Genomic DNA, 22,592 nt, shown 5'->3' on the forward strand with positions numbered 1-22,592 from the left:
AAACGACCATGACTCCCCTTGAACTCCGACACAAAGTCCGCAGCGGCGAATTCCGCTTGCCCACCGCGGGCTATTGCGGCGACTACGCCCAGGCCAACCTGGTGATCCTGCCGCAGGCGCATGCCGACGCCTTCCTGCTTTTCTGCCAGCGCAACCCGCGCGCCTGTCCGTTGCTGGCGGTCGGCGAACCGGGTCAATGGAACGTCGCCAGCCTGGGCGCCGACATGGACCTGCGCAGCGACACGCCGGGCTACAACGTCTACCGGGACGGCGTGCTGTCGGCGCAAACGGCGGCGCTGCACGACGTCTGGCGCGACGACCTGGTGGTGTTCGCGATCGGCTGTTCGTTCTCGTTCGAGGGCATGCTGATGGACGCCGGCATCCCGCTGCGCCACATCGCGCAGCGCCGCAACGTCGCCATGTACCGCACCAATATACCCAACCAGGCCGCCGGGCCGTTCGGCGGCGAGATGGTGGTGTCGATGCGGCCGATGAAGGCGGCCGACGCCATCCGCGCGATCCAGATCACCAGCCGCTTCCCGGCCGTCCACGGCGCCCCGGTGCATCTGGGCGACCCGGCGCTGATCGGCATCGCCAACCTCGGTCAGCCCGACTACGGCGACGCGGTCGAGGTCATGCCGGACGAGATTCCAGTTTTCTGGCCGTGCGGCGTCACGCCGCAGGAGGCCATCCGCCACGCGCGGCTGCCGCTGGTGATCACCCACCAGCCGGGCTACATGTTGGTGACGGACATACGCAACGCCTCGCTAGCCGCATTCTGATTTAAACAACATGGCAACGTCCTCGCAACGGGCCCGCACAGGCGCCCGGGGGACCGCTGCATCTAAAAAAAGGAGAGCACGATGAACACCAAAGTAGCCAGCACCAGCCAGCCGGAAGGATATTTCGCCTGGTTCCACGCGTTGACGGGCAAGGAGCGCCGCACCTTCTGGAGCTGCAAGATCGGTTACGCGCTGGACGCGATGGACACGCAGTTCCTCAGTTTCGTGATTCCGACGCTGATCGCCACCTGGGGTTTGTCGAAGGGCGACGCGGGCTTGATCGGCACTGTCACCTTGCTGACCTCCGCGCTTGGGGGCTGGATCGCCGGCATCATGTCGGACCGCATCGGCCGCGTAAAAACGCTGCAGATCACGATTTTGTGGTTCGCCTTCTTCACCGTGTTGTGCGGCTTTGCGCAGAACTTCCAGCAGCTGTTGTGGGCGCGCGGCCTGATGGGCTTTGGCATGGGTGGCGAGTGGACCGCCGGCGCGATTCTGATCGGCGAGGTGATACGCGCCAAGGACCGCGGCAAGGCGGTCGGCATGGTGCAGGCGGGATGGGCGCTCGGCTGGGGCATGTCGGCGTTGCTGTACGCGCTGATGTTCTCGCTGCTGCCACCTGAATGGGCCTGGCGTTCGCTGTTCCTGCTGGGGATACTGCCCGCGCTGTTCGTGATCTTCATCCGCCGCTTCGTCGATGAACCTGAGGTTTTCATCGCCGAGCAAAACAAGGTGCGCGCCAGCAGCGAGGGCCGCGTTCAGTTCACCGCCATCTTCGCGCCGAAGATGCTCAGCGTGACGGTGCGCGCCGTGCTGCTGACCACCGGCGCCCAGGGCGGCTACTACGCCATCACCACCTGGCTGCCGACCTTCCTCAAGACCGAGCGCCATCTGACGGTGCTCGGCACCGGCGGCTACCTGGCGATGGTGATCGTCGGTTCGTATGTGGGTTACATCGTCAGCGCCTTCCTGACCGACTACCTGGGCCGCAAGAAGAACTTCATCCTGTTCGCCACCGGCTCGATGTGCATCGCCCTGGCCTATACCCGGCTGCCGGTCACCGACAACGTGATGCTGTTCCTCGGCTTCCCGCTCGGCTTCTGCGTCTCCGGTGTGTTCAGCGGCATGGGCGCTTTCCTGACCGAGTTGTTCCCGACCTCGATGCGCGGCTCGGGCCAGGGCTTCAGCTACAACATGGGACGCGCCATCGGCTCGCTGTTCCCGCTGATGATCGGCTTGAGCAGCAACTCGATGGCGCTGGGCGAGGCGATCGGCGTCTTCGCCGGCACCGCATACGGCGTGATGATCCTGGCCGCGCTGACCCTGCCCGAAACCGCCGGCAAAAAACTCGAGTCCTGAGTCGCATCCCGATTTCACCGTACAAAAGATCAAAGGGCATCAACATGAAAAACGACATTCCTACCCAATCCATGCTGTGGCAATTCTGGGTCGACCGCGGCGGCACGTTCACCGACATCGTCGCCCGTCGTCCGGACGGCAAGCTGGTGACGCACAAGCTGCTGTCGGAGTACCCTGAGCGCTACGACGACGCTGTCACCCAGGGCATGCGCGACATGCTGGGACTGAAAACCGGCGATGCGCTGCCGTCGGACCAGATTGAAGTGATCAAGATGGGCACCACCGTCGCCACCAACGCGCTGTTGGAGCGCAAGGGCGCGCGCACCGCGCTGGCGATCACACGCGGCTTCGCCGACCAGCTGCGCATCGGCTACCAGGACCGTCCCGATATCTTCGCCATGCACATCGAGCTGCCGGACCTGATCTACGAGGAAGTAATCGAGATCGATGAGCGGATCGGCGCCCGCGGCGACGTGTTGCAAGCACCCGATGAGGACCTGCTGCGCCGCCAGTTCGCGGCGCTGCGCGAGAAGGGCATCGCGGCCATCGCCATCGTGTTGATGCACGCTTACCGCTTCCCGCAGCACGAGCTGAGGCTGCGCGCCCTGGCGGAGGAGGCGGGCTTCACGCAGATCTCGGTCAGCCACCAGGTCAGCCCCCTGATGAAGATCGTCGGCCGTGGCGACACCACGGTGGTCGACGCCTACCTGTCGCCGGTGCTGCGCGACTACGTCTCCCGCGTGTCTGCCGACACTGGCGACACCCGCATCATGTTCATGCAGTCGAACGGCGGCCTGACCGACGCCGGCCGCTTCCAAGGCAAGGACGCGATCCTATCCGGCCCCGCCGGTGGCATCGTCGGCGCGGTCAAGAGCTGCGAGGCGATCGGCCTGAAACAGGTGATCGGCTTCGACATGGGCGGCACCTCGACCGACGTCGCCCACTACGACGGCGCCTACGAACGTGTGTTCGAGACCGTGGTGGCGGGCGTGCGGGTGCGCGCGCCGATGATGCACATCCATACCGTGGCGGCGGGCGGCGGCTCGATCTGCAGCTTCGAGAACGGCCGCTTCAAGGTGGGGCCCGAATCGGCCGGCGCCAATCCGGGGCCGGCCAGCTACCGCAAGGGCGGACCGCTCACCGTCACCGACTGCAACGTCATGCTGGGCCGCATCCAGCCGGAACACTTCCCGCATGTCTTCGGGCCCAACGGCGACCTGCCGCTGGACCGCGACGTGGTGGTGCGCGCCTTTGGCGAGCTGGCCGCGAGGATCGAGCGCGAAACCGGTACACGCCTGTCGCCGTCGGCGGTCGCCGATGGTTTCCTGGCCGTGGCCGTCGACAATATGGCGCAGGCCATCAAGTCGATTTCGGTGGAGCGCGGCTATGACGTCAGCCGCTACGCCATGTGCTGCTTCGGCGGCGCCGGCGGCCAGCATGCGTGCCGCGTGGCAGATGTGCTGGGCATGACCAAGATCGCCATCCATCCGTTCGCCGGCGTGCTGTCGGCCTTCGGTATGGGGCTCGCCGATATCCGGGCCATGCGCGAAGGCGCGGTCGAACAGCCGCTGAACGCGGCGACGCTGGAGGCGCTGCAACCGCAACTGGCCGATCTGGCGCGCCAGGCCCACGCCGATTTGCTGGTGCAGCAGGTGGCGGAGGACGATATCCGCGTCGAGCTGTGCGCGCGCCTCAAGTACCAGGACAGCGATTCGGCCTTTGTCATCGCGCTGGCCGGCGTCGAGGAGATGGCGGAGGCGTTCGCGGTGCTGTACCGGAGCCGCTTCGGCTTCGTCATGGAGGGCCAGCCGCTGGTGATCGAATCGGTGTCGGCCGAGGCCATCGGCGCCGGCGACGGCGCGGACTTTGTCATCGAGGTGCCGGCAAGCGGCGGCGCCGACACCGGTTCCGGCCGCGTCTACAGCTATGTCGACGGCCAGACCGTGCCGATCGCGTTGCATGTGCGCGCCGAGCTGGCGGTCGGCAGCCGCGTCGCCGGTCCGGCGCTGATCCGCGAGGAGATCGCCACCACCGTGGTCGATGCCGGCTGGAGCGCCAGCGTGCTGCCCGACCGCACCTTGCTGCTCGAGCGCGGCGCCGCCGCCGGCAGCGCCCACAAGGTCACCACGGCCGCCCATCCGATCCACCTGGAGATCTTCAACAACCTGTTCATGGCCATCGCGCGCCAGATGGGCACCACCCTGGAGAACACGGCCTATTCGGTCAACATGAAGGAGCGGCTGGACTTCTCGTGCGCGATCTTCGACCGCGACGGCAACCTGATCGCCAACGCGCCGCACATTCCGGTCCATCTGGGTTCGATGAGCGACAGCGTGTTGTGCGTGATCCGCCAGCACGCCAAGACCATGGCACCGGGCGACGCCTATGTGCTCAACGTGCCGTACAACGGCGGCACGCACCTGCCGGATATCACCGTGGTCTGCCCGGTGTACGGTGAAACCGGCTGGGGCGCGCCGCTGTTCTACGTGGCCGCGCGCGGCCACCACGGCGACGTCGGCGGCATCACGCCCGGCTCGATGCCGCCCAACAGCACCACCATCGAGGAGGAGGGCGTTTTGCTGGACAACGTCAAGATCGTCGACAAGGGCGTGTTCCTCGAGCCGCTGGTGCGCGGCCTGTTCGCCGCCGGACCTTGGCCTAGCCGTAACATCGACCAGAACATCTCCGATCTGATCGCCCAACTGGGCGCCTGCGAGACCGGCGCCAACGAACTGCTGAAGGCCGTGGCGACCTACGGCGAGGACGTGGTGCTGGCCTACATGGGCCACGTGCAGGACAACGCCGAGGCGGCGGTGCGCAAGGCCATCATCGGCCTGCGCGACGCCAGCTTCGCCTACGAGATGGACGACGGCGCGGTGGTCAAGGTCAAGCTGACCATCGACCATTTCAGCGGCGGCGCCATCGTCGACTTCACCGGCACCAGCGCGCAGCGGCCGACCAACTTCAACGCGCCGCTGTCGGTCTGCAAGGCGGCGGTGCTGTACGTGTTCCGCACCCTGATCGACAGCGACATTCCGATGAACGAAGGTGTGCTCAAGCCCCTCAAGCTGATCATCCCGGAAGGCTCGATGCTCAATCCGCGCTATCCGGCGGCCGTGGTGGCCGGTAACGTGGAAGTGTCGCAGACCGTCACAGACGCGCTGTATGGCGCGCTTGGTGTGATGTCGGCCTCGCAGGGCACGATGAACAACTTCACCTTCGGGAACGACGAGCACCAGTACTACGAGACCATTGCCGGCGGCTCCGGCGCCGGTCCCGGCTTCCATGGCACGGCGGCGGTGCAGACGCACATGACCAACTCGCGCATGACCGATCCGGAGGTGCTGGAATGGCGCTTCCCGGTGCTGGTCGAGACGCACTCCATACGGCGCGGCAGCGGCGGCGCGGGCGCGCACCACGGCGGCGACGGCGCGCTGCGCCGCATCCGCTTCCTCGAGGCGATGACCGCCAACATCCTGGCCGGCCACCGCCGCGTCGCGCCGTTCGGGCTTGAAGGCGCGCAGCCGGGCGCGCTGGGTCGCAACTGGGTCGAGCGCGGCGATGGCTCGGTGGAGGAATTCGGCGCCACGCACACCACGGACATGCAGCCGGGCGATGTCTTCGCCATTGAGACGCCGGGTGGCGGCGGCTTCGGTCCACAACAATAACCATCAAGGATAAAACATGAAAAAGACCATGCTTGCGCTGATGCTCGGTGCATCGGCGGCGACGGCTGTCGCCCAATCGAATGTGACGGTGTACGGTATCGTCGATATGGCGCTGGTGCGCGAAAGCGGCGGCACCGCGACCACCACCAAATTGACCAGCGGCGTGGAGGCGGGATCGCGGCTCGGCTTCAAGGGCATCGAGGATCTTGGCGGCGGCATGTCGGCCGTCTTCCTGCTGGAGAATGGCTTCCAGTCGGATACCGGCGCGCTGGGGCAGGGCGGATTGCTGTTCGGTCGCCAGGCGTATGTCGGGCTGCAGACCCGGTCCGGCACGATCACGCTGGGCCGCCAGTACACGCCGCAGTACCTGGCCGTGGCGACGGTCGATCCCTTCGGTTCCGGCACGGCCGGCGATACCAAAAACCTGATGGCGTCGACCGGCAACAGCGCCAGTCGCATGGACAACGCGATCAAGTACGTCTCGCCGGTGTTCGGTGGTGTTAGCGTGGAGCTGGTGTACGGCGCGGGCGAAGTGTCCGGCGACAGCGCGGCCGGCCGCCAGTTGGGCGGATCGCTGATCTACAATCTGGGCGCCTTGACCTTGCGCCTGGCAACGCATCATCGCGACAACGATACGGCCACGCTGAAGAATACCAGCGCCGCCAACAACACCGTGCTGACGGCGTTGTACGACGCGGGCTTTATGAAGCTGCACGGCGCGTATGGCATCGACAAGGGGATGAACAGCGCGCTGCCGCGCAACCTGGCCAATCCGTTCGGCTACGCGGTGGCGCCGACGCCCAGCACCGACAGCGACGTGCTGCTGCTGGGATTGACGGTACCGCAGGGGAGTGGAGTATGGCTTGGATCGTACATCCGCAAAAACGACAAGACGCGCTTCAATCAGGACGCGCAGCAGTTCGCAGGCGGCTATCGCTACTATCTATCCAAGCGCACTGATTTGTACGGCGTGTATGCGTACATCCGTAACAAGAACGGCGCCGGCTACACGGTGGGCAGTGCGATCGAAGGCGGAACGGGCAACCGGGGCGTCAACCTCGGTATCCGTCACGTGTTTTAAGAACAGCTGCGGGGATGGCCGGGCGGGCCGGCCATCCCGCGCGCTGTCACACATCAGCGTTTGATGGTTTTGGTGTCGCAGCCTTCGGCGGTCGAGGTGCCGCTATGGGTCGGCGCGGTCGCGTGGCCGTCGGTGTGACCCTGGGCGCAGTCGGCGTTCACTTTCGACTGTTGCATCGACTTGTCGGTCTTGCGCTGTGCATTGCGCGGGGTCGTGGTGTTCTGCGTGTTGGTATTGTTCTGCATGGCGCTGGCATTTTGCTCGCCGCTGTTGTTGGTGCTTTGGCCTGCGGTTGGGGTACCGGTGTTGCTGGTGCCGGCTGCCGTCGTGGACTGGCCCGTTGCCTGGGTCTGTGCGAACACACTTGCGCTCATGCACATGGCGGCGATCATTGCGGTCAATTTGGTGTTCATGGTGACTCCTCGTTGTTCGATGAATGGAGACCCATTTTTCCACGTTAAGCTGAGCTCGTGCGTAGGACGACTTCTCGCGTCATGGTGGGAATCGACGCGCTGAAAATGCCGTCCCGCATGCTGCTGCGAGACGGCAAGTGATTGCTTATGGGCAGCTACCGACGATGTAGTAGCCCGCGGACGTTTGTGCCAACGTGCGCGTGAAGAACAGGCTGTACAGACCCAACACCTGGTCCGAGCCGTTGGCCAGCGCGTAGCCGGCGACATGGTGGGCGCGACCGGCTTGCACATGCGCGTAGTTGTTGGCCGTAACCGTGGTGCAGGCGAAACCGGAGGTCGTGGTGACGCTGACCGGCGCCGAGATCGCGCTCTCGCCATCCGGGCCGGCGGCCGACACGGCAAAGCTGTACGTCGTGCCGGCGGTCAGGCCGGAAGCGGTGTACGTCAGCGTGGTCACCGGCGTGGCGGTCACCTTGACGCCGTTGCGGTAGACGTTGTAACCGGTGGCGCCGTTGACGGCCTTCCAGCTCAGCGGTACGGCGGTGGCGCTGGCGCTGCCGGCGGTCAGACCTGCCGGCGCCGGCAGGCTTGGGGCGCTGCCAACCAGGAACTGCGCAACCGAGCAGGCGGCCGACGTCTGGCCGAGGTTGTCGGTGGCGGTGACGGTGCCGCTGTAGTAGCCGTTGCTCAGGTTATACGTCTTGCTGAAGTTCGGACCGCTGCCGGCCGCCTTGTCGTTGACCGGGGTCGGCCCGTTCAACGCCACGGTGTAGTTCGTCACGCTGCCAGGGCTGGTGGCGGCGCCGGCGATGGTGGCGCTGGTGGCGCTGATCACGTTGGCCGAGCAAGCGGTCACGGTGGGGCCGGCGACGGCCGACACGCGCAGATTATTCTTGTACCAGAAATCCATGACGAATTCCGGGTAGTTGACCTTGCTGCTGTCGACGTAGTTCATGTTCTGTCCACCGCTACCTGCCGGCCACGAGTGGCCCATGCCGGCGACCGTAATTTCGTGCGTGCGCAGCTTGCCGTTGCTGTCGCGGTAAGGGATATTGGTGCCGCCGCCCGGTACCGTCTCGGCCGCGCCTGCCGTGAACGTGCCGCCGTAGACCTGGCGCATCGCCGCCGCGCCCAGCGGGCCGTACGCTTGCCCCACGGTGTAGTCGAGCGTGCCCCAGATGGTGCCCGCAATTTGCGTGGAGAACTTGCTGGCGGCGCTACCGGCCATCGCCTTGCATTTGTTGGCGGCCGTGGTGGCGGTATAGCCCGACGGCACGGCGCCGATTTGCAAGGTCGTGGTGCCGGGTGTCGGGCCGGCGTTGATGCCGATACCGGCGAACACGTCCGGCGCCAGGCAGCCCAGTGCCATGGTTTCGCCACCGCCCGAGGACAGGCCGGTCACGTACACCTGGTTGGGATCGATCGCGTATTTCGGATCGGCGACGAAGCGGTTGACGACGTCGAGCAGGACGGCGTCGTGGCCGCTGCTGCGGTTGTGGTTGGTGCTGGCGTAGTCCCAGCAATGATTCGAATAAACGTTGCCGGGCGCGTTGGGCGCGATGACGACAGCGCCGTATTTCTCGGCAACGGCCTTCCAGTTGTAGCCGCCGTCGCTGCTGCTGTTGATGACGTCGTTGGTGGCGGTTTGCTGGCAGCCATGTAGCACCAGAACCAGCGCCCGCTTGCCGGCCAGCGTCGGTTCCGCGGCGGGCCAGTAGAAGTAGCCGGTCAGATTGCCGCCATTGACGGTATCGGCCGCCCAGCTCTGTTGCGTGCTCCAAGTACCGGGCCCTGCCGTAGCGGCGTGCGCCATGCAGGCGGACGCCAGCATGACGGTCGCGGCGAGCGCGCGCGACACCAAGTGTTTGATGTTGATAGCCATGATTCGTTGTCTCCGTTATCTAGGTATATTTTCGACCGCCAGGTAAAGCGGTGAGGAAATATTAGTTCAAAAAAATATGCTTACAAGCACCCCAGTAGTTCTACTGTTGTGTGCGCGATTCGCTTCTGTGAGCGATTTTTTGAGCGGCGAGTCCGTTATCGCTTGCTGCTACCACTCTTTGACCTAGATCAAACGAACTTGGTTCCGTCATAAAATAGTTTTGCGCACATTTTTTTTGCGTGCCGGTACGACGCAGCGCGGTGTTGTTAGTAGCAAGGAAACGGAGGGACGGGAGGAGGAGCGGGGCCGGCTTCAAAAGCTGGCTGGCGTGCGAGGGGAGGGGAAGTGCGGGATGATAAAGAGAAGCCCGCCATCGGGGCGGGCTTCACGACAGAGGGCGGACGGCTTAACTGCCAGCCTTAGCGGCTGCTCGAGCTGTCGCTACGGTCGGACTTGTTCTTGTTTTTGGACTGCTTGCTGCGGCTGGACGACGAAGTGCCGTCCTGGCTGCCGCTGCCGCTGGTGCCGGTGGCGCTGCTGCCGCTGGAGCCCGCACCGGTGCCGGTGCCGGTGGCGCTGCCGCTGCCGTACTGGTCGGTGCTCGACGAGCCACCGGTCGTACCCGAACCCGTGGTCGACGAGCCGCCCGACCCGCCGGTCATGCCGCCGCTGCCGGTCGACTGGCTGCCGGCCGAGCTGCTGCCGGTGCCCGATTGGCCGCCGGTGCCGGAGCTGCTGCCGCCGCTACCGGTTTGGCCGCTGGTGGAGCCGCTTTGGCCCGTGGAACCGCTTTGTCCGCTGCCGCTACCACCGCCGCTGGTGCCGCCGGTTTGTGCGACAGCTGCCGCGCTCATCAGGACTGCAATGGTCAATGCTGCAATTTTGGTTTTCATGTTTGCTCCTCAATTAAGTTATTAGGAGTGGCCATTTTTCCATACGCAGCCATGACCACGGGTAGGATAGGTGCCCGTGGCGAGGTCGGATTGGCGGAAGCCGATCTGCAAGTAAATGCCTTAATACTCAGCAGTTGAGCAGCGATGTATCAATGGCGCAGCGAGCGGCGCATCACCAGCGGCGGCGTCTCCATCGGATTGGCGTGCGAGTATTCGAGCTCTTCGGCCAGTTCGAATTCGTAGGCCGCGTAAAAGTCGATCAGCTTGGGCTGGTCGGCCCGCACGGCCAGGCGCACCTCTTCGATTCCGCAGGACAAGCCGTGGTGGATCACCGCCTCCAGCAGGTGCTGCGACAGGTTGCTGCCCCGGTAACGCGGCAGTACGCCCTTGCGGCAGATTTCCCAGACGTCGGCATCGGCGTCGAGCGGCAGCCAGCGCACCGAGCCGACCGGTTCGTCGTCGACCAATAAAACAAAACCGCCGCCGTCGCGCAGATGGTCTGCAACGACGACGGCGGTTTCGCGGTGCCCGCTGGAGGTGACGCTGACCTTGCCGGCCCACGCGGCGCGCGTGAGCTCGGCAATCAGTCTGGCATCTTCTTCGGTTGCTTCACGCACGACGATGTTCATGCCTGGACGGTCCTTTAGCGAATGCGCATGCCCGGCTCGGCGCCCGGCCACGGATTCAAAATGTAGATGCCCGGATTGGCCTTCTCGTCGGCTGCCGAGGCCGCCAGTACCATGCCCTCGGACACGCCGAACTTCATCTTGCGCGGCGCCAGGTTGGCCACCAGCACGGTCAGTTTGCCGACCAGTTCTTCCGGCTTGTACATCGACTTGATGCCGGAGAAGACGTTGCGGTGGCGGCCTTCGCCGACGTCCAGGGTCAGGCGCAGCAGCTTGTCGGAGCCGTCGACGTGTTCGCAGTTGACGATCTTGGCGATGCGCAAATCGATTTTGACGAAGTCGTCGATCTTGATCTCCGGCGCCAAATCTTCGATACCGGTGGCGGCCGGCGCGGCGGCCGCGCTGGCGGCGGTCGTTGCGGTGGTGGCAGTCGTGGCGGCGGCCGGGGCGGCTGGGGCAGGCGCCGGCGCGTCGAACAATTCTTCGATCATCTTGGCGTCCACGCGTGTCATCAGGTGGCTGTAGGCGCCGATGGTACGGCCCAGCACGGCCTGCGAGACGGCGCCGCTGGCGACATCGGTATCGGCCCATACCAGTTGCTCGTCGTTGAGGAACTTGGCGACGTTGGCGGCCACGCCCGGCAGCACCGGCGACAGCAGAATGGTCAGCTGGCGGAACAGGATCAGCGCTGCGGTGCAGACGTCGTGCAACTCAGCAATTTTCGCTTCGTCCTTGGCCAAAATCCACGGCTTGTTCTCGTCGACGTACTGGTTGGTGATGTCGGCGATTTCCATGATTTCGCGCAGCGCCTTGCCGAACTCGCGCGCCTCGAAATTGGCGGCGATGCTGGCCTGGCGTTCGACGCCCTCGGCCGTCACCAGCGCGCGCTTGATCCAGCCCTGCGCGCCCTCGGACAGCGAACCGGCCAGCTTGCCGTCGAACTTCTTGGCGATGAAGCCGGCGCAGCGGCTGGCGATGTTGACGTACTTACCGATCAGATCGCTATTGACGCGGGCGACGAAGTCCTCGCCGGTGAAGTCCAGGTCTTCCACCTTCGAGTTGAGCTTGAAGGCGATGTAGTAACGCAGCCATTCCGGGTTCATGCCCAGGTTCAGGTAGCGCAGCGGCGAGATGCCGGTGCCGCGCGACTTGGACATTTTTTCGTTGTTGACGGTCAGGTGGCCGTGCACGTTGACTTTGAGCTTGTCGATCACCGGATGGCCGGCGAACTTCAGCATCGCCGGCCAGAACAGCAGGTGGAAGGAGACGATGTCCTTGCCGATGAAGTGGATCTGTTCGGTGGCCGGGTCATTCAGCAGCGCGTTGAAGTCGATGCCTTGCTTTTCGCAATAGTTTTTCAGGCTCGCCAGATAGCCGACCGGCGCGTCCAGCCAGACGTAGAAGAACTTGCCCGGCGCGTCCGGAATCGGGATGCCGAAGTACGGCGCGTCGCGCGAGATGTCCCAGTCGGCCAGCTTCTCGCCGGACTCGCCGAGCCATTCGCTGACCTTGTTGACCATTTCCGGCTGCAAGCGGCCGGGCGTGTTCAGCCATTCCTTGAGGAACTCGTAGCAGCGCGGATCGGACAGTTTGAAGAAATACTGCTCGGAATCCTTCAAAATCGGCGTGGCGTTGGTGAACACCGAGAACGGATTGATCAGTTCGGTCGGCTGGTAGGCCGCGCCGCACACTTCGCAGTTGTCGCCGTACTGGTCCTTGGCGTGGCACACCGGGCACTCGCCCTTGATGTTGCGGTCGGCCAGGAACATGCCTTTGACCGGGTCGTAGAAGCGCGGCACGATCTTGGTCTGGATCAGGCCGGCGTCGCGCAGCTTGCGGTAGATGCCCTGCGACAACTCGACGTTTTCCGGCGAGTCGGTCGAGTACCAGTTGTCGAAGGCGATGTGGAAGCCGTCGAGGTACTGGGCGCGGCCGGCGGCGATCTTGGCGACGAACTCCTGCGGCGTGATGCCTTCCTTTTCGGCGGCGATCATGATCGGCGTGCCGTGGGTGTCGTCGGCGCCGACAAAGTGCACCGTGCGCGGCGCATATTGGCCATCGACCTCGTCGCGCTGCATTCGCTGGAACCGGACCCAGATGTCGGCCTGGATGTACTCCATCATGTGGCCAATATGGAAAGCGGCGTTTGCGTAGGGCAGGGCAGTGGTGACGAACAGCTTGCGAGTCATGGTTGATGCACTTTGTGGGTGGAAAAGCAGCATTTTAACAGTGGATGAGGCATGCGGTCACTCCGGCAATGGGGCGCGGCCGGTAATTATGGCGCGATGCGCTAAAATGGCAGCACATTTCACGGAGAGTCACATGAGCATCACAGTAGAAGACGTCAAGGCAGCGCTGTCTAAAATCATTGATCCAAACACAACGAAAGACTACGTCAGCGGCAAGACCGTCAAGAATTTGAAGGTCGACAACGGTGATATTTCGCTCGACATCGAACTCGGCTATCCGGCCAAGAGCCAGATCGACGCCATCCGCGCCAGCGTCATCGCCGGCCTGAAGACGGTGCCGGGCGCGGGCAACATCAGCGTCGGCGTGTCGACCAAGGTCATCCCGCACACGGTGCAGCGCGGCTTGAAGCTCATGCCGAACGTGAAGAACATCATTGCCGTCGCCTCGGGCAAGGGCGGGGTCGGCAAGTCGACCACCGCCGTCAACCTGGCGCTGGCGCTGGCCGCCGAGGGCGCCTCCGTCGGCCTGCTCGACGCCGACATCTACGGTCCGTCGCAGCCGATGATGCTGGGCGTGTCGGGCCGTCCGGAAACCAAGGACGGCAAATCGATGGAGCCGCTGGAAAACCACGGCGTGCAAGTGTCGTCGATCGGCTTCCTGATCGATCCGGACGAGCCGATGGTGTGGCGCGGCCCGATGGTCACGCAGGCGCTGCAGCAGTTGCTGGAGCAGACCAACTGGCGCGACCTCGATTATCTGATTGTCGACATGCCGCCTGGCACCGGCGACATCCAGCTGACGTTGTCGCAGAAGGTGCCCGTCACCGGCGCCGTCATCGTCACCACGCCGCAGGACATCGCGCTGCTGGACGCGCGCAAGGGCCTGAAGATGTTCGAGAAGGTCGGCATTCCGATCCTGGGCATCGTTGAGAACATGAGCACGCACATTTGCTCGAACTGCGGCCACGCGGAGGAAATCTTCGGCGCCGGCGGCGGCGCCAAGATGTGCAAGGACTTCAATGTCGAGTTCCTCGGCGCGCTGCCGTTGACGATGGCGATCCGCGAGCAGGCCGATTCCGGCAAGCCGACGGTGGTGGCCGATCCCGACGGCCAGGTCGCCGCCATCTATAAGGACATCGCCCGCAAGATCGCGGTGCAGGTGTCGGAGAAGGCCAAGGACATGACCAGCAAGTTCCCGAGCATCGTCATCAAGAACGATTAAGCCGGGCTTGACGGGGATGGCAGCGTCGTCACCGTTACGTCCGCGCAAAACGCCGCGCCAGCAACGTGCCACCCATACGGTGGAGGCGCTGCTGGAAGCGGCGGCCCAGGTGCTGGAGGCTGACGGGCTAGACGGCTACAATACCAACGCCGTGGCCCGCCGCGCCGGCGCTAGCGTCGGCACGCTGTATCAATATTTTCCGGGCAAGGATGCGCTGACCCTGGCGCTGCTGCTGCGCGAAGACCGCTTGTTCCACGATGCCGCCGCCGCAACGGTGGCGCTGACCGGCTTTCACGCCGCGTTGAACGCCTTCATCGACGTTGCCGTGCGCCAGCAATTTTCCCGGCCCAACCTCGCGCTGCTGCTGGACCAGCAGGAGGGGCGTCCGGAGATCCGTGCCGCGCTTAGCGGCAAGTACCGGTTCCACGACCTGTTGGCGGAAATCCTGTGTAAGCCCGACGCCCCGGCGCGGTTTCAAGACCCAGCGCTTCGGCGCTTGGCGGCGGACGACTTGCTGGCGCTCATGCGCGGCATGATTGACGCAGCCGGCGAGCGCGGCGAGCGCGATGCGATCCATCTCGCGCAGCGCATCGGCGCGGCCGCGTTTGGTTATCTGGCGGCGGCGCCGGGTTGAAATGCGAGCAGGCCCGGTGCAATATCCGAAAAATCCGCGCAAACGTTTGATTCCTTGGGTGTTTTTGGCTGCACTGGCGGTGCGCCAAAGCGAGTTGATGGCGCCCGGTCCGGGCCTTATTCTGTTGCTTTCACAACAGGAGAAACATCATGATTTTCAACCATATCAGCTTCCCATCGACCGACGTTGCCGCCACTGTGGGCTTTTTTGTCGAGCAACTGGGCTGCTCGGCTGAAGCCTTCGGCACCAGCACGGTGCTCAAGCGTGGCGGATTCGATCTCGTCATCGAGGACGCCACCGGCCGGCCTGGGGACGTGGTCTGGCCGGAGAACTTCCACCTTGGCTTCGAGCTGCCGTCGGTAGACGCGCTGCGGGCGCTTCATGCACGCTTTCTGCAACAGGGCGTAGCGATGAAAACCGATCTGTTCCGACACGCGCGCGGCTCGCGCTTCTTTTGCGAGGCGCCCGGCGGCCTGCTGTTCGAGATGAATACCCGGGCCGACGCCGAGGCGCGCTACCAGGCCGGCTTCGCGCACCAAGCCCTTGCCGACACTGTAAAATAGCGTCTTTTACATCCCGGCTTTGATACTTCGATGACTACCTCCGCTACGCCAGTCCGTACACGTTTCGCTCCCAGCCCGACCGGCTTCCTCCACCTCGGCGGCGCCCGCACGGCGCTGTACTCGTGGGCTTTCGCCCGTCACTTCGGCGGCACCTTCGTACTGCGCATCGAAGACACCGACCTGGAGCGTTCCACGCCGGAAGCGGTGCAAGCCATCATCGAAGGCATGGAGTGGCTGGGCCTGAACCACGACGAAGGCCCGTTCTACCAGATGCAGCGCATGGATCGCTACCGCGAAGTGGTGGCGCAAATGCTGAGCAGCGGCAGCGCCTATCACTGCTATTCGTCGCCGGAAGAAGTCGAGGCGATGCGCGAGCGCATGCGCGCGGCCGGCGAAAAGCCGCGCTACGACGGCACCTGGCGTCCGGAGCCGGGCAAGACGCTGCCGGCGATTCCGGAAGGCCGCAAGCCCGTGGTGCGCTTCAAGAATCCGCTCGACGGCGAAGTGACCTGGGACGATTTCGTCAAGGGTACGATCACCATCGGCAACAAGGAACTGGACGATCTGGTCATCGCCCGTCCGGACGGCACGCCGACCTATAACTTCTGCGTCGCCGTCGACGACTGGGACATGCAGATCAGCCACGTGTTGCGCGGAGACGACCACGTCAACAACACGCCACGCCAGATCAACATCCTGCGCGCGATCGGCGCGCCGTTGCCGCTGTACGGCCACTTGCCGATGATCCTGGGCGCCGACGGCCAGAAGATGTCCAAGCGCAAGGACGCCGTCAACGTCATGGACTATCCGGCGCAAGGCTATCTGCCGGAAGCGATCCTGAATTATCTGGCGCGCCTGGGCTGGAGCCACGGTGATGACGAAGTATTCTCGATGGAGCAGGTGATCGAATGGTTCGACGGCTCGCACCTGTCGAATTCGGCCGCGCAGTTCAATATCGAAAAGCTCAACTGGCTGAATAACCACTATATCAAGCAGGCCGACAACCAACGTCTGGCCGAACTGGCCAAGCCGCGCATGCTGGCGGCCGGCGCCGAGTTCGATGGCGCGCCCGACCTGCCGGCCGTGCTGGCGCTGATGAAGGAGCGCACCAACACCGTCAACGAACTGGCCGACGCGGCCATGCTGTTCTACCGCACGCCACAGCCGGACGCGGCGCTGCTGGCCCAGCACCTGACCGACGCCGTCAAGCCGGCGCTGGCGCAGTTTGCCGACCGCTGCAAAACGGTGGAGTGGAGCAAGGAAGCGCTGGCCGCGATGATCAAGGAAGTGCTGGCCGCAAACGGCCTGAAGATGCCGCAGATCGCCATGCCGCTGCGCTTGATCGTCACCGGTCAACTGCAGACGCCGGCCATCGACGCGGTGTTGCAAATCTTCGGCCGCGAGTCGATTGTTGCGCGCCTGGCGAAATTTCTCTGAGTTTGGATTAAAACCCGAGCAAAGTTGCAAAAGGGTATTTGCATAGTGCGGCTTCTTTGCTATACTCTTGTTTCTGCGCCAACGGGGGTATAGCTCAGCTGGGAGAGCGCTTGCATGGCATGCAAGAGGTCAGCGGTTCGATCCCGCTTACCTCCACCAAGAAACGTTGGTGGTTGTTGAAAATGCGCAGAGCGTAGTGGCAGTTTGGTTGTTCGCGGTCCCCATCGTCTAGAGGCCTAGGACATCACCCTTTCACGGTGAGTACGGGGGTTCGAATCCCCCTGGGGACGCCAAGTTGTAAAGTAGTTGTAGTTGACGTTGTTTGTACTGATTTGTTTGATGTTTGGCTTCATGCTGGATAGATACAAGTAGTGAAAACAAAAGTCGCGCAAGCGGCTTTTATTATTTCTGCGCCCGGGGGGTATAGCTCAGCTGGGAGAGCGCTTGCATGGCATGCAAGAGGTCAGCGGTTCGATCCCGCTTACCTCCACCACTGCGCGGGAATGATAGCGATGACGTAGTAACCGTAGTGCCAAGGTCCCCATCGTCTAGAGGCCTAGGACATCACCCTTTCACGGTGAGTACGGGGGTTCGAATCCCCCTGGGGACGCCAGCTTTGCCAAGCCGGCGAGTAGTAGAAGAGGTAGTTGCAGCACCGTAGTACGACAGAAGACTTTCTGCGCCCGGGGGGTATAGCTCAGCTGGGAGAGCGCTTGCATGGCATGCAAGAGGTCAGCGGTTCGATCCCGCTTACCTCCACCATTAGCGCAGAGAGCACCGACATGTCCCCATCGTCTAGAGGCCTAGGACATCACCCTTTCACGGTGAGTACGGGGGTTCGAATCCCCCTGGGGACGCCAGTATTTGATTCGATGATGAAGCCGCCTTGTGCGGCTTTTTTGTATTTGCACGGCCGCTTTTGCTTTCGCGTGACGCCGTTGCCGGGCTGCCAATCTTGCGGGAATCTCGTGCCAAAGCAAGGGTTTGCTATTGCGCTGGGTGAATTTGACTGCTATGATTCGCGCCTTGGAAAAGTCCCCATCGTCTAGAGGCCTAGGACATCACCCTTTCACGGTGAGTACGGGGGTTCGAATCCCCCTGGGGACGCCAGGATTTTTCCAGCCGCGCAGCAGTCACGCCGGCGCAGTATAGGTCAGCAGCACGGACAGATTTCTGTCCCCATCGTCTAGAGGCCTAGGACATCACCCTTTCACGGTGAGTACGGGGGTTCGAATCCCCCTGGGGACGCCAGATAAGCAGTATGCAAAAAGCCGCCTTGTGCGGCTTTTTGCATTGCGCAGGGAAGTTTCGGCATTCCCGGTTCCGGCCGCACGTTAATCAGTTATCATCCAGCCTCATTTTTAAAACGCCCCGAAACATGACCTTGCGCAGCCTCGATCTCTTTTGTCGTGTCGTCGACAATTACGGCGACATCGGCATTTGCTGGCGCCTGGCCCGCCAGCTGCTGCGCGAACACGCGCTCGACGTCCGGCTGTGGGTGGACGACCTGGTCAGCTTCCAGCGCCTCTGTCCGCAAGTGGCGACCGGCGCCGATACACAACTAATCGACGGCGTCACCGTGCAGCACTGGCGCGACCAGGACGGCGTCTACGGTCCCGCCGATGTGGCCGACATCGTCATCGAGTTCTTTGCCTGCGACATCCCGCCCGGCTACATCACCGCGATGGCCGCGTGCACGCCGCGTCCGGTCTGGTTCAATCTGGAGGGCTTGACGGCGGAGGAGTGGGTCGAGGGCTGCCACCGGCTGACGTCGCCGCATCCGCGCCTGCCGCTGACCAAGCATTTCTTCTTCCCGGGCTTCACCGACAAAACCGGCGGCCTGCTGCGCGAGGCCGCACTGGAACCCGAACGGCTGGCGTTTCAGTCGGACCCGGCGGCGATGGCCGCGTTCCTGCGTGGACTGGGTGTGATGGAGCACGAACTGGCCGCGACCAAAGTGTCGCTGTTCTGCTATCCGCACGCGCCGCTGGCGCCACTGTTCGACGCCTGGCGGGACGGCGACGAAGCCATCGTCTGCCTGGTGCCGGAAGGCGTCGCCGCCGGGACGATGCAAGCGTTCCTCGGCACGGCGCCCACGGCGGGCGCGGCGGCCACACAGGGCGCCTTGACGGTGCGCGTGCTGCCGTTCGTGCCCCAGCCCGACTACGACAAACTGCTGTGGGCGTGCGAACTGAACTTCGTGCGCGGCGAGGACTCGTTCGTACGCGCGCAGTGGGCCGGCAAGCCGTTCGTATGGCACATCTATCCGCAGGATGAAAATCTGCACCACAAGAAACTGCGCGCCTTCCTGCAGCGTTACGCCGTGGCGCTGCCCGCGCTGGAACAGTTTTCATTGGACTGGAACGGCGCCCCGGTGCCGGGCGGGCAGGGCGATGGCGCCGCGCTATGGCCGGCCTTCCACGATGAGATGCCGCAAATGGCCGCGCGCGCGGAAGAATGGCGGCAACAGATGTTGGCAAACGGCGATCTGGCCGCCAACCTGATGCGGTTTGCCGCCAGCTTGAGATAGGCTTCGCGGGAAAAGCCGGGTATAATGCCGGGTTAATCTCGCACATTTTTACTGGATCAACCGTGAGCTGACGGCTTTTGGCCCGGCGACAGATGATTTTTACGCAACCTACTTTTTACGTACACTCCCTATGAAACCTGCAAAAGAAATTCGTGTTGGCAATATCATCATGGTCGAAGGCAAACCATTCATCGTGCTGCGTTCCGATGTCAACGGTTCGAGCCGCACGGGCTTCACGTACAAATGGAAGATGAAGAATCTTCTGACCAACAGCCCGCTGGAAAACGTCTTCCGCGGCGACGACAAGTTCGACGTGGTCGTACTGGACAAAAAGCCGGTAACTTACTCGTACTTCGCCGATCCGCTGTACGTCTTCATGGACGCGGACTACGAACAGTACGAAATCGAAGAAGAGAACCTGGGCGACGCACTGAACTACCTGAAAGACGGTATGGAATGCGAAGCCGTGTTCTACGACGGCAAGGCGATCTCGGTTGAACTGCCAACCACCATCGCACGCCAGATTGTGTACTCGGAGCCAGCGGTGAAGGGCAACACGTCGGGCAACGTCCTGAAAGAAGCCAAGATCGAAAACGCCATCGAATCGAAGCGTCACACCGTTCAGGTGCCACTGTTCGTGAGCCAGGACGACGTCATCGAGATCGACACCCGTACCAACGAATACAAGCGTATCGTTCGCAACTAATCGTAATCCAGCGCAAACACTGCGCCGATCATCGCCGAACATCGGCGATTGTGTCGCAAAAAGCACGCCCGCAACCGCTGGCGTGCTTTTTTTACGCCTAAAAGTGTGCCGATTGCAATTAATTGCTGAAATAGAAGTAATTTTTTTGGTGTAGGTGCTAACACGCTGATATATTAATGCGACGCAACAAATTTTGCGTATTGATGATCGCGGGATTGTCAGGGTTACCACTCACGAGGACGGTATGGATCGCAGGCAGTTCGTTCGAATCGGCGTCGCGGCGGGCGCCGCCGGGGCCACCCGGGCCCAGGCCGCACCGGCGGCGGCAAAGCATGCCGGCGGCATCCTTGACGCCGGCGTCCGCGAGCAGCAGCAGATGATGGAGGCCGGCAAGCTGACCTCGCACGCGCTGACATCGCAATACCTGGCGCGCATCCGCACCATCGACAAGGCCGGCCCGCGCATCAACGCCATCATCGAAATCAATCCCGAGGCGCTCAAGATCGCGCTCGAGATGGACCGCGAGCGGCATCTCAAGCGCGTGCGCGGACCGCTGCACGGCATCCCCATCCTGTTGAAAGACAATATCGCCACCGGCGACCGCATGAGCACCACCGCCGGCTCGCTGGCGCTGTCGAACGTGCGGGCCGCGCGCGACGCGCATGTCGCCGCGCAATTGCGCGCGGCCGGCGCCGTGATCATCGGCAAGACCAACTTGAGCGAGTGGGCCAACATGCGCTCGACGCATTCGGTCAGCGGCTGGAGCGCGCGCGGCGGTTTGACGTTGAATCCGTATTCGCTCGACCGCAATTGCAGCGGTTCGAGCTCCGGATCCGGCGCGGCCATCGCCGCCGGCCTGGCCACGTTGGCGGTGGGCACGGAGACGGATGGTTCGATCGTTTCGCCGGCGTCGATCTGCGGCCTGGTGGGCATCAAGCCCACCCTGGGGCTGGTCAGCCGCAGCGGCATCATTCCGATCGCCCATTCGCAGGACACGGCCGGGCCGATGGCGCGCAGCGTCGCCGACGCCGCGCTGATGCTGGCGGCCATGAGCGGCGTCGATCCGAAGGACCCGATCACCAAGGAAGGCGCGGGCAAGGGCGGCGACTACACGGAGGCGCTGCGGACAGGCGGGCTGAAAGGCGCGCGCATCGGCGTGGCGCGCAATTTTTTCGGCGACAACGCCGACCTCGACGCGGTCATCGAAAAGGCGCTGGCCGAACTGCGCGCGCAGGGCGCGGTGCTGATCGACACGGAAGTGCCGAACGTGAACAAATATGGCGATACCGAGACCGAAGTGTTGCTGTACGAATTCAAGGCCGATCTGGCCGCGTATCTGAAAGAGTACGCGCCCAACGCGTCGGTGGCCAACATGGCGGACGTCATCGCTTTTAATCAGCAGCACCGTCAGCAGGAGTTGCCTTACTTCGGCCAGGAGCAGCTGGAACGCGCGCAGCAAAAGGGCGGACTGGACACGCCGGCCTACCGCGAGGCGCTGGCCAACAACCACCGCTACGCGCGCGCCGAAGGCATCGACCGCGTGATGCGTGAGCACCAGCTCGACGCGCTGGTGGCGCCGACCGGCGGCCCGGCGTGGCTGACCGACTTCATCAACGGCGACCATTTCACCGGCAGCTTCTCGTCGCCGGCGGCGGTGGCGGGCTACCCGCACATCACCGTGCCGGCGGGATATGTGCATGGCTTGCCGGTGGGACTGTCGTTTGTCGGCGCGGCCTACAGCGACGCCGCGCTGATCCGTATGGCCTACTCGTACGAGCAAGCCACCTTGCACCGGCGCGCGCCGCAATTTCCGCCCAGCGTGTCGTTGGCGGTGCGGTAGGACCGCGCGGCGGCGTTACTTGAGGAACCGCAAGGTCGGTTCGATATGGCGCTCTTGCAGGTGCCGGACGATTTGTTCGATCGAAGCATCTTTCAGTAGCGGACCATCGCCGTCGCCACGCGGGTTGACGATGGCTGCCGGCGTCGGCGCCGGCGCTGGCGTTGAGGCCTTGCCCTCATCGCGCGGCTTTTGCAGCACCGCCAGCGCATGTTCCAGCTCGGCGCCGGTGATGCCGCGCAGTCCCTCCAGAAATGCCACTTGCGCCGTCAGGGGCGGCGCCATCTCCAGCCCCAGCTCGTCCGCGAACGAGGCCCCCATGCCCGGATTGATGAAGGCCGCCCACAGGCCGCCGGGTTGGTGTATGCACGGCGGCAATTCGACCGCAGCGTTGTCGAGCTCGAGCGGCTGTTCGGCGAAGTAAGCCTGGTGCAGCAAGGCTTTCAGCTGTTGCAGGCGGGCCGCCGGCACCGGCTTTTCCAGCGACAGCCACAAGCCATAGCTGTCGCCGCCCGATACGCTCACCGCCGGTGCCGGCAACCCGAGTTCGGTTTGCAGCGCGTTAGCGGTGGCACAGAGTTGACTCCAGTGTTCGTCGCCGGGTCGCTTGACGAAGTTGATCACCATCGCGCGCGCCATGCCCTCGTCGTCGGCCAGGTCGACCGCCATGCCCAGCTCGCCGCGCAGATGGCGCTCGAGGTCGGCGTCAGGGTAGCGCCTGTCGTTGGTTAAATACAGACGCCGCAGCTCCGCTATCAGCTTGTGCATCG

Annotated in this window: 17 protein-coding genes and 8 tRNA genes; 19 read left to right on the top strand and 6 right to left on the bottom strand. The window is 63.7% G+C overall.

The features are described from left to right. Positions 1-8 precede the first annotated feature (8 nt). From ACZ0BA_RS03350 to ACZ0BA_RS03365, 4 genes are all read left to right on the top strand, one after another. On the top strand, positions 9-782 hold the full coding sequence (locus tag ACZ0BA_RS03350; protein WP_463449933.1) for a putative hydro-lyase: 774 nt from the start codon (positions 9-11) through the stop codon (positions 780-782). An 81-nt stretch (positions 783-863) separates the two neighbouring features. Further along, a complete protein-coding gene (locus ACZ0BA_RS03355; protein ID WP_463449934.1) occupies positions 864-2,141 on the top strand; it encodes an MFS transporter in 1,278 nt (425 codons plus the stop codon). A gap of 44 nt (positions 2,142-2,185) precedes the next feature. After that, positions 2,186-5,809 carry a hydantoinase B/oxoprolinase family protein gene (locus tag ACZ0BA_RS03360; protein ID WP_463449935.1) on the top strand — a complete coding sequence of 1,208 codons (3,624 nt, stop codon included), beginning with the start codon at positions 2,186-2,188 and terminating at the stop codon, positions 5,807-5,809. A 16-nt stretch (positions 5,810-5,825) separates the two neighbouring features. Then, positions 5,826-6,890, top strand: coding sequence for a porin (locus ACZ0BA_RS03365; RefSeq protein ID WP_463449936.1), 1,065 nt, complete (start codon positions 5,826-5,828; stop codon positions 6,888-6,890). A gap of 53 nt (positions 6,891-6,943) precedes the next feature. Here the strand turns inward: ACZ0BA_RS03365 and ACZ0BA_RS03370 are convergent, their stop codons facing one another. From ACZ0BA_RS03370 to metG, 5 genes are all read right to left on the bottom strand, one after another. After that, a complete protein-coding gene (locus ACZ0BA_RS03370) occupies positions 6,944-7,303 on the bottom strand; it encodes a hypothetical protein (protein ID WP_463449937.1) in 360 nt (119 codons plus the stop codon). A 145-nt stretch (positions 7,304-7,448) separates the two neighbouring features. Next, on the bottom strand, positions 7,449-9,185 hold the full coding sequence (locus ACZ0BA_RS03375) for an extracellular catalytic domain type 1 short-chain-length polyhydroxyalkanoate depolymerase (RefSeq protein ID WP_463449938.1): 1,737 nt from the start codon (positions 9,183-9,185) through the stop codon (positions 7,449-7,451). A 419-nt stretch (positions 9,186-9,604) separates the two neighbouring features. After that, entirely contained in the window at positions 9,605-10,078 is a 474-nt protein-coding gene (locus ACZ0BA_RS03380; protein WP_463449939.1) for a hypothetical protein, read from the bottom strand. A gap of 149 nt (positions 10,079-10,227) precedes the next feature. Then, positions 10,228-10,707, bottom strand: coding sequence for a GNAT family N-acetyltransferase (locus tag ACZ0BA_RS03385; protein WP_463449940.1), 480 nt, complete (start codon positions 10,705-10,707; stop codon positions 10,228-10,230). 14 nt (positions 10,708-10,721) lie between these two features. Next, on the bottom strand, positions 10,722-12,893 hold the full coding sequence (gene metG, locus ACZ0BA_RS03390; RefSeq protein WP_463449941.1) for a methionine--tRNA ligase: 2,172 nt from the start codon (positions 12,891-12,893) through the stop codon (positions 10,722-10,724). Between the two features lie 133 nt (positions 12,894-13,026). Between metG and apbC the strand changes: the two genes are divergently transcribed. The 15 genes from apbC (at position 13,027) to ACZ0BA_RS03465 (ending at position 21,825) form a co-directional block, all read left to right on the top strand. Continuing rightward, positions 13,027-14,115 carry an iron-sulfur cluster carrier protein ApbC gene (gene apbC, locus ACZ0BA_RS03395; protein WP_463449942.1) on the top strand — a complete coding sequence of 363 codons (1,089 nt, stop codon included), beginning with the start codon at positions 13,027-13,029 and terminating at the stop codon, positions 14,113-14,115. Positions 14,116-14,131: 16 nt separating this feature from the next. After that, on the top strand, positions 14,132-14,749 hold the full coding sequence (locus ACZ0BA_RS03400) for a TetR/AcrR family transcriptional regulator (RefSeq protein ID WP_463449943.1): 618 nt from the start codon (positions 14,132-14,134) through the stop codon (positions 14,747-14,749). A 149-nt stretch (positions 14,750-14,898) separates the two neighbouring features. Next, a complete protein-coding gene (locus tag ACZ0BA_RS03405; protein ID WP_463449944.1) occupies positions 14,899-15,312 on the top strand; it encodes a VOC family protein in 414 nt (137 codons plus the stop codon). A 30-nt stretch (positions 15,313-15,342) separates the two neighbouring features. After that, entirely contained in the window at positions 15,343-16,749 is a 1,407-nt protein-coding gene (gene gltX, locus ACZ0BA_RS03410) for a glutamate--tRNA ligase (protein ID WP_463449945.1), read from the top strand. 83 nt (positions 16,750-16,832) lie between these two features. After that, positions 16,833-16,908, top strand: a tRNA-Ala gene (locus ACZ0BA_RS03415). A 58-nt stretch (positions 16,909-16,966) separates the two neighbouring features. After that, positions 16,967-17,042, top strand: a tRNA-Glu gene (locus tag ACZ0BA_RS03420). A 124-nt stretch (positions 17,043-17,166) separates the two neighbouring features. Then, positions 17,167-17,242: transfer RNA gene (locus ACZ0BA_RS03425), tRNA-Ala, on the top strand. A gap of 44 nt (positions 17,243-17,286) precedes the next feature. Next, positions 17,287-17,362, top strand: a tRNA-Glu gene (locus tag ACZ0BA_RS03430). A 73-nt stretch (positions 17,363-17,435) separates the two neighbouring features. Further along, a tRNA-Ala gene (locus tag ACZ0BA_RS03435) sits at positions 17,436-17,511 on the top strand. A gap of 22 nt (positions 17,512-17,533) precedes the next feature. Beyond that, positions 17,534-17,609: transfer RNA gene (locus tag ACZ0BA_RS03440), tRNA-Glu, on the top strand. Between the two features lie 174 nt (positions 17,610-17,783). Beyond that, a tRNA-Glu gene (locus tag ACZ0BA_RS03445) sits at positions 17,784-17,859 on the top strand. Between the two features lie 65 nt (positions 17,860-17,924). Further along, a tRNA-Glu gene (locus ACZ0BA_RS03450) sits at positions 17,925-18,000 on the top strand. Between the two features lie 127 nt (positions 18,001-18,127). Continuing rightward, entirely contained in the window at positions 18,128-19,279 is a 1,152-nt protein-coding gene (gene earP / locus ACZ0BA_RS03455; protein ID WP_463449946.1) for an elongation factor P maturation arginine rhamnosyltransferase EarP, read from the top strand. A 130-nt stretch (positions 19,280-19,409) separates the two neighbouring features. After that, complete coding sequence (locus ACZ0BA_RS03460; protein ID WP_209715243.1) at positions 19,410-19,985, top strand: elongation factor P; 576 nt, start codon at positions 19,410-19,412, stop codon at positions 19,983-19,985. A 244-nt stretch (positions 19,986-20,229) separates the two neighbouring features. Beyond that, a complete protein-coding gene (locus ACZ0BA_RS03465; RefSeq protein ID WP_463449947.1) occupies positions 20,230-21,825 on the top strand; it encodes an amidase in 1,596 nt (531 codons plus the stop codon). A 15-nt stretch (positions 21,826-21,840) separates the two neighbouring features. Here the strand turns inward: ACZ0BA_RS03465 and ACZ0BA_RS03470 are convergent, their stop codons facing one another. After that, entirely contained in the window at positions 21,841-22,590 is a 750-nt protein-coding gene (locus ACZ0BA_RS03470; protein ID WP_463449948.1) for a hypothetical protein, read from the bottom strand. Positions 22,591-22,592 lie beyond the last annotated feature (2 nt).

This window comes from Duganella sp. AC917 (assembly GCF_979258245.1).

Coding starts and splice junctions, on each gene's coding strand:
- ACZ0BA_RS03350 (WP_463449933.1), top strand. CDS start 9: ATGACTCCCCTTGAACTCCGACACAAAGTCCGCAGCGGCGAATTCCGC.
- ACZ0BA_RS03355 (WP_463449934.1), top strand. CDS start 864: ATGAACACCAAAGTAGCCAGCACCAGCCAGCCGGAAGGATATTTCGCC.
- ACZ0BA_RS03360 (WP_463449935.1), top strand. CDS start 2,186: ATGAAAAACGACATTCCTACCCAATCCATGCTGTGGCAATTCTGGGTC.
- ACZ0BA_RS03365 (WP_463449936.1), top strand. CDS start 5,826: ATGAAAAAGACCATGCTTGCGCTGATGCTCGGTGCATCGGCGGCGACG.
- ACZ0BA_RS03370 (WP_463449937.1), bottom strand. CDS start 7,303: ATGAACACCAAATTGACCGCAATGATCGCCGCCATGTGCATGAGCGCA.
- ACZ0BA_RS03375 (WP_463449938.1), bottom strand. CDS start 9,185: ATGGCTATCAACATCAAACACTTGGTGTCGCGCGCGCTCGCCGCGACC.
- ACZ0BA_RS03380 (WP_463449939.1), bottom strand. CDS start 10,078: ATGAAAACCAAAATTGCAGCATTGACCATTGCAGTCCTGATGAGCGCG.
- ACZ0BA_RS03385 (WP_463449940.1), bottom strand. CDS start 10,707: ATGAACATCGTCGTGCGTGAAGCAACCGAAGAAGATGCCAGACTGATT.
- metG (WP_463449941.1), bottom strand. CDS start 12,893: ATGACTCGCAAGCTGTTCGTCACCACTGCCCTGCCCTACGCAAACGCC.
- apbC (WP_463449942.1), top strand. CDS start 13,027: ATGAGCATCACAGTAGAAGACGTCAAGGCAGCGCTGTCTAAAATCATT.
- ACZ0BA_RS03400 (WP_463449943.1), top strand. CDS start 14,132: ATGGCAGCGTCGTCACCGTTACGTCCGCGCAAAACGCCGCGCCAGCAA.
- ACZ0BA_RS03405 (WP_463449944.1), top strand. CDS start 14,899: ATGATTTTCAACCATATCAGCTTCCCATCGACCGACGTTGCCGCCACT.
- gltX (WP_463449945.1), top strand. CDS start 15,343: ATGACTACCTCCGCTACGCCAGTCCGTACACGTTTCGCTCCCAGCCCG.
- earP (WP_463449946.1), top strand. CDS start 18,128: ATGACCTTGCGCAGCCTCGATCTCTTTTGTCGTGTCGTCGACAATTAC.
- ACZ0BA_RS03460 (WP_209715243.1), top strand. CDS start 19,410: ATGAAACCTGCAAAAGAAATTCGTGTTGGCAATATCATCATGGTCGAA.
- ACZ0BA_RS03465 (WP_463449947.1), top strand. CDS start 20,230: ATGGATCGCAGGCAGTTCGTTCGAATCGGCGTCGCGGCGGGCGCCGCC.
- ACZ0BA_RS03470 (WP_463449948.1), bottom strand. CDS start 22,590: ATGCACAAGCTGATAGCGGAGCTGCGGCGTCTGTATTTAACCAACGAC.